Here is a 4,705-nt window from a genome sequence, read left to right on the forward strand (position 1 = left end):
GGTGCGGCGGCAGCGGACGCGGCCGGCGCTGCACGGGGCGCGCTGCCGGCGTTCAGGGGCGGCAGCACGGACGAAGAAGCGACGGCGGGCGGGGTGGCACGCGGCGGCTCGGCCTGGGCCACGGTCGGCGGGCCCGGCGGCACCACGCGCAGCACCTGGCCCACTTCGATCACGTTGGGGTTCTCGATGTTGTTCCAGCGCGCGATGTCGCGCCAGTTCTGGCCGGTCTCCAGCGCGATGCGGATCAGCGTCTCGCCGGGGCGCACCGTGTGGTAGCCCGGCTTGCCCTCGTTCTCCGCGCCGGGCAGCGGCGTCGTGCGCGGCGCCGGCAGCGTCGCCACCCCGGACCGCGCGAGGCCACGGTCTTCCACCGGCGCGGGGGCGCGCCGCGGCGCCGTGCACGCCGTCAACGCGGCGCACAGCAGCACCAGGCCCACACCACCGAACGCGCGCTCGCGCAACACCATCGATCTCTTCCTCATGCGACGCCCGATTTTAGGGGTACAAAATGAACGCCCTCAAGGACGCTCTGCTTCAGCCGACCCGCGGTTTTCTCGACGATCACGAGCGCCTGCGCGCCGTGCGGCATCACCATCGGGGCGACGATGCGCCCGCCCTCGGCGAGCTGATCGGTCCATTGCGACGGCACGGCCTCGCCGCCCGCCGCAGCGATGATGCCTGCATACGGCGCGCCCTTGGGGTAGCCCTGCATGCCGTCGCCGAACAGCAGGTGCACGTTGGGCAGGCGGAAGGCGCGCAGGTTCTCGCGCGCGCGTTCGTGCAGCCCCCGCAGCCGCTCGATGCTGTACACCTCGCTGGCCACCTGGCTCAGCACCGCGGCCTGGTAGCCGCAACCGGTGCCCACTTCCAGCACGCGGCCGAGGCGCCCCTTGGCATCGGTGCGCCCCGCCAGCAGCAGCTCGATCATGCGTGCGACCACGCTGGGCTTGGAGATGGTCTGGCCCAGGCCGATCGGCAGGCTGGTGTCCTCGTAGGCCTGGTTGACGAGCGCGCTGTCCACGAAGCGGTGCCGCTCCACCGCGTTCATCGCGGCGAGCACCCGCGGGTCCGCAATGCCTTGCGTCGCGAGCTTCTGCACCATGCGCGCCCGCACGGCCTGCGAATCGAGTCCGAGGCCGGCCGGCGCGCTGCGCGCAGGAGGGCTTGCCACGGGCGCGCGCCGCACGGCAGCGGCGGGCGCTGCGGGGCCCAGACGCGCCGGGAATCCCGGCCGGCGCGTCATGGGCTGCCCTCGCCCTGCGGAATCTGCGTCGCCGCCTGCGCCCAGTAGCGCAGCGCCTCGTGGTCGGTGAGGTCCACCTTCAGCGGCGTGATCGTGGGGTGGCCCTGCAGGTTGGCGTGGAAGTCGGTGCCTTCGGCGTCGTCCTTCGCCGGGCCCGCCGCGCCGATCCAGTACATCATCTGGCCGTGCGGGCTGGTCTGCGCGATCACCTTCTCCGCCGCATGGCGGCGCCCGAGCCGGCAGACCTTGAAGGGCTTGAGCTCCGGGTAGGCGCGGTTGGGGATGTTGACATTGAGCAGCCAGTGCGCGTCCTCGGCGCGATGGTGCGCCACGAGGAACTGCACCAGCTCGCGCGCCTTGCGGGCGGCGGCATCCAGGTGGGCCCAGCCCTTCTCCGTCTGCGAGAAGGCGATGGCGGGAATGCCGAACAGGTAGCCTTCCATCGCAGCGCCGACGGTGCCGGAGTAGATCGTGTCGTCACCCATGTTGGCGCCGTTGTTGATGCCGCTCACCACCAGGTCGGGCTTGTAGCCAAGCAGGCCCGTGAGCGCGATGTGCACGCAGTCGGCCGGGGTGCCGTTGACGTAGCGGAAGCCGTTGCCCGCCTCGTTGACGTACAGCGGCTGGTGCAGGGTGAGCGCGTTCGACTTGGCGCTGTTGTTGTGCTCCGGCGCCACGACTTCGACGTCGCCGAGGTCCCGGATCGCCTCGTAGAGCGCCACGATGCCCGGCGCCTGGTAGCCGTCGTCGTTCGAGAGCAGGATCTTCATCTTGTGGCGATTGTAGGGTCGCGGTCCCCCTGGCACCGGTCGCGCACCCGGCGCCTCTATGATCGCGCCCAACAAGGAGACCGCTGCATGCAAGCCTGGCTTTGCGAAAACCCCGTCGGCGTGGAAGCGCTGCAATGGAAGGACCTGCCCACGCCCCAGCCGGGGGCGGGCGAGGTGCTCGTCGAGGTGAAGGCCGCGAGCCTCAACTTCCCCGACCTGCTGATCGTGCAGAACAAGTACCAGCACAAGCCGGCCCTGCCCTTCGTGCCGGGTTCGGAGTTCGCCGGCACCGTGGCCGCCGTGGGCGCCGGCGTCGCGCACCTGCAGGTGGGCCAGCGCGTGGCCTGCCTGGCGGGCACGGGCGGCTTCGGCACCCACACGCTCGCGCCGGCCGAGCGTTGCGTGCCGCTGCCCGCCGGCTTCCCCTTCGTGGACGCGGCGGCCTTCATCATGACCTACGCGACCTCCTACCATGCGCTGGTGGACCGCGCCCAGTTGCAGGCCGGCGAGACGGTGCTGGTGCTGGGCGCCGCGGGCGGCGTGGGCACGGCGGCGATCCAGATCGCCAAGGCGATGGGCGCACGCGTGATCGCCGCGGCCTCCTCCGACGCCAAATGCGAGCTGTGCCGCTCGATCGGCGCCGATGCCACCATCAACTACACGCAGCATGCGGCGCCGAACGCCTTTCGCGAGCAGATCAAGGTGCTCACGGACGGCAAGGGCCCGGAGGTGGTCTACGACCCGGTGGGCGGCGAGCTGGCCGAGCCCGCCTTCCGCTCGATCGCCTGGCGCGGCCGCTACTGCGTGATCGGCTTCGCCGCCGGCCCGATTCCCGCCCTGCCCTTGAACCTGCCGCTGCTGAAGGGCGCTTCGCTGGTCGGCGTGTTCTGGGGCGAGCTCGCGCGGCGCGAGCCCAGGACCGCCGCGGCCACGCTGCAGGCGCTGGCGCAGTGGTACGCCGAGGGCCGCATCAAGCCCGTGATCGACCGCACCATGCCGATGGCCGAGCTCCAGGCGGCCTACTCCCGCATGGGCTCGCGCGAGGTGAAAGGCAAACTCGTGCTGGTCAACGCGTAAAGTGGCCGCGGCCCGGCTATAATGGCGGGCTCACGGTGGCTGTAGCTCAGTTGGTAGAGTCCAGGATTGTGATTCCTGTTGTCGTGGGTTCGAGTCCCATCAGCCACCCCAGAACCGAAAAGCCCTGAAGGCGCGAGCCTTCAGGGCTTTTTCCTTTCCGGGCCTCCCGCCTGCGCGGGGACGACCGGTGGCTTACTGGTTCGGCAATTCGCCCTTCGGCTGCGGCACCAGGATCTCCGCCTTGTAGCGGTCCTTGAGCACGTTGTAGTACGCCAGCGCCTCGTCGCGCGTCCAGGCCTGCGAGTACTGCTGCAGTTCCTGCTGGGCCTGCTGCGGCTGCGGGGTTTCGCGCGGCAGCACCTTGTTCACCTTGACGATCGCGTAACCCTCGGGCCCGAGGTCCACGCCCACCAGGGCCGGCAGCTTGGAGGCGTCGGCGCGCAGCGCGGCCTCGACCACCTTGGGCGGCTGCTTGGCGTCCACGCGCGAGAGCGTGACGGCCTCGCCCACCTGCGCGGCGGCCGGATTGGCCTTCCACTCGGCCAGCTTGGCCTCGCCGTCCTTGCGCGCCAGTTCGGCCGCCTTGGCGGCGACCACGCGCTCGCGCACCTGCTCCTTCACCTCCTCGAACGGACGCGTGCGGGCCGGCGCGTACTGCGTCACGCGGCCGGAGACGAGCTGGTTGGGCCCGAATTCCACCGCCTCGGTGTTGCGCTTGCGCTCGGTGGCCTCGGGCGCGAACAGCGCCTGCAGGAACTTGGGATTGGCCAGCGCGCCGGTGGCGCCCGGCTGCGGGTTGCGCGTCACGCCCTGGCCCGTGCGGATCTCCAGCTTCAGCTTGTCGGCCACCGGCTTGAGCGAATCGGACTGCTCGTAGACCGTGTTGCTGAAGGTCTCGGCGGCCTCGGCGTACTTCTTCTGCGCCTGCTCGCGCTTCAACTGCGCCTCCAGTTCCGGCTTCGCTTCCTCGAAGGTGCGCTGCTTGGGCACCTTGAGGTCGGTCAGCTTGACGATGTGGTAGCCGAACTCGGTTTCCACCGGGCCCGCGATGTCGCCCTTGTTCTTCAGCGCGAAGACGGCGTCCTCGAAAGGCTTGGTCATCGCGCCGCGGGCGAAGAAGTCGAGGTCGCCGCCCTGCGGGGCCGAGCCCGGGTCCTGCGAGTTCTTCTTCGCCACCTCGGCGAAGCTGTCCGGGTTCTTGCGCACCTGCGCCAGCAGTTCCTCGGCCTTCGCCTTCGCCTTGGCCTTGTCCTCCGGCGACGCATTCCTGTTCACCGCGATCAGGATGTGGCTCGCGCGGCGCTCCTCGGGCTTCGCCGCCAGGCGCGCGGCGTTCTGCTCGTAGTAGGTCTTGAGGTCCGCCTCGTTCACCGTCACGGTCTTCTCGATGGTGGCCAGGTCCAGCACGACGTATTCGATGTTCGCCTGCTCGGGGGCCTGGAACAGCTGCGCGTTGTCCTTGTAGAAGGCCTGCAGCTCCGCCTCGGTGGGCTGCACCTTCGCCTTGTAGTCGGCCGGGTCGAAGCGGGCCACCTGCGCCTCGCGGCGCTCGAAGTAGCTGCCCAGCGCGACGTTCGCCACGCCGGCCGGCGCGAAGGCGGATTGCGTGACGCCG

General features: G+C 70.4%; 5 protein-coding genes and 1 tRNA gene. 2 read left to right on the plus strand and 4 right to left on the minus strand.

Going from position 1 to position 4,705, the window contains the following annotated elements; translation table 11 throughout:
- The 3 genes from VFM98_RS01685 to surE all read right to left on the minus strand — a co-directional run.
- A partial coding sequence (locus tag VFM98_RS01685) for a LysM peptidoglycan-binding domain-containing protein (RefSeq protein ID WP_325108156.1) occupies positions 1–482 on the minus strand: 482 nt, incomplete at its 3' end.
- The gene (locus VFM98_RS01690; protein WP_325108157.1) at positions 479–1,243 is read right to left on the minus strand and encodes a protein-L-isoaspartate(D-aspartate) O-methyltransferase; all 765 of its coding nucleotides are present in this window, start codon (positions 1,241–1,243) and stop codon (positions 479–481) included. The genes VFM98_RS01690 and VFM98_RS01685, both read right to left, overlap by 4 nt.
- Positions 1,240–2,013, minus strand: a complete 774-nt coding sequence (gene surE / locus VFM98_RS01695) for a 5'/3'-nucleotidase SurE (RefSeq protein ID WP_325108158.1) — start codon at positions 2,011–2,013, stop codon at positions 1,240–1,242. The genes VFM98_RS01690 and surE overlap by 4 nt, the downstream gene beginning before the upstream one ends.
- 87 nt (positions 2,014–2,100) lie before the next feature.
- Here surE and VFM98_RS01700 point away from each other — a divergent pair, with 87 nt between their 5' ends.
- On the plus strand, positions 2,101–3,090 hold the full coding sequence (locus VFM98_RS01700; protein WP_325108159.1) for an NADPH:quinone oxidoreductase family protein: 990 nt from the start codon (positions 2,101–2,103) through the stop codon (positions 3,088–3,090).
- Positions 3,091–3,125: 35 nt separating this feature from the next.
- Positions 3,126–3,201, plus strand: a tRNA-His gene (locus VFM98_RS01705).
- 81 nt (positions 3,202–3,282) lie between these two features.
- On the opposite strand, the gene VFM98_RS01710 is transcribed toward VFM98_RS01705, so the two are convergent.
- On the minus strand, positions 3,283–4,705 hold a 1,423-nt coding region (locus tag VFM98_RS01710; protein ID WP_325108160.1), incomplete at its 5' end, for a peptidylprolyl isomerase.

This window comes from Ramlibacter sp. (assembly GCF_035706265.1).
Taxonomy (GTDB): domain Bacteria; phylum Pseudomonadota; class Gammaproteobacteria; order Burkholderiales; family Burkholderiaceae_C; genus Ramlibacter.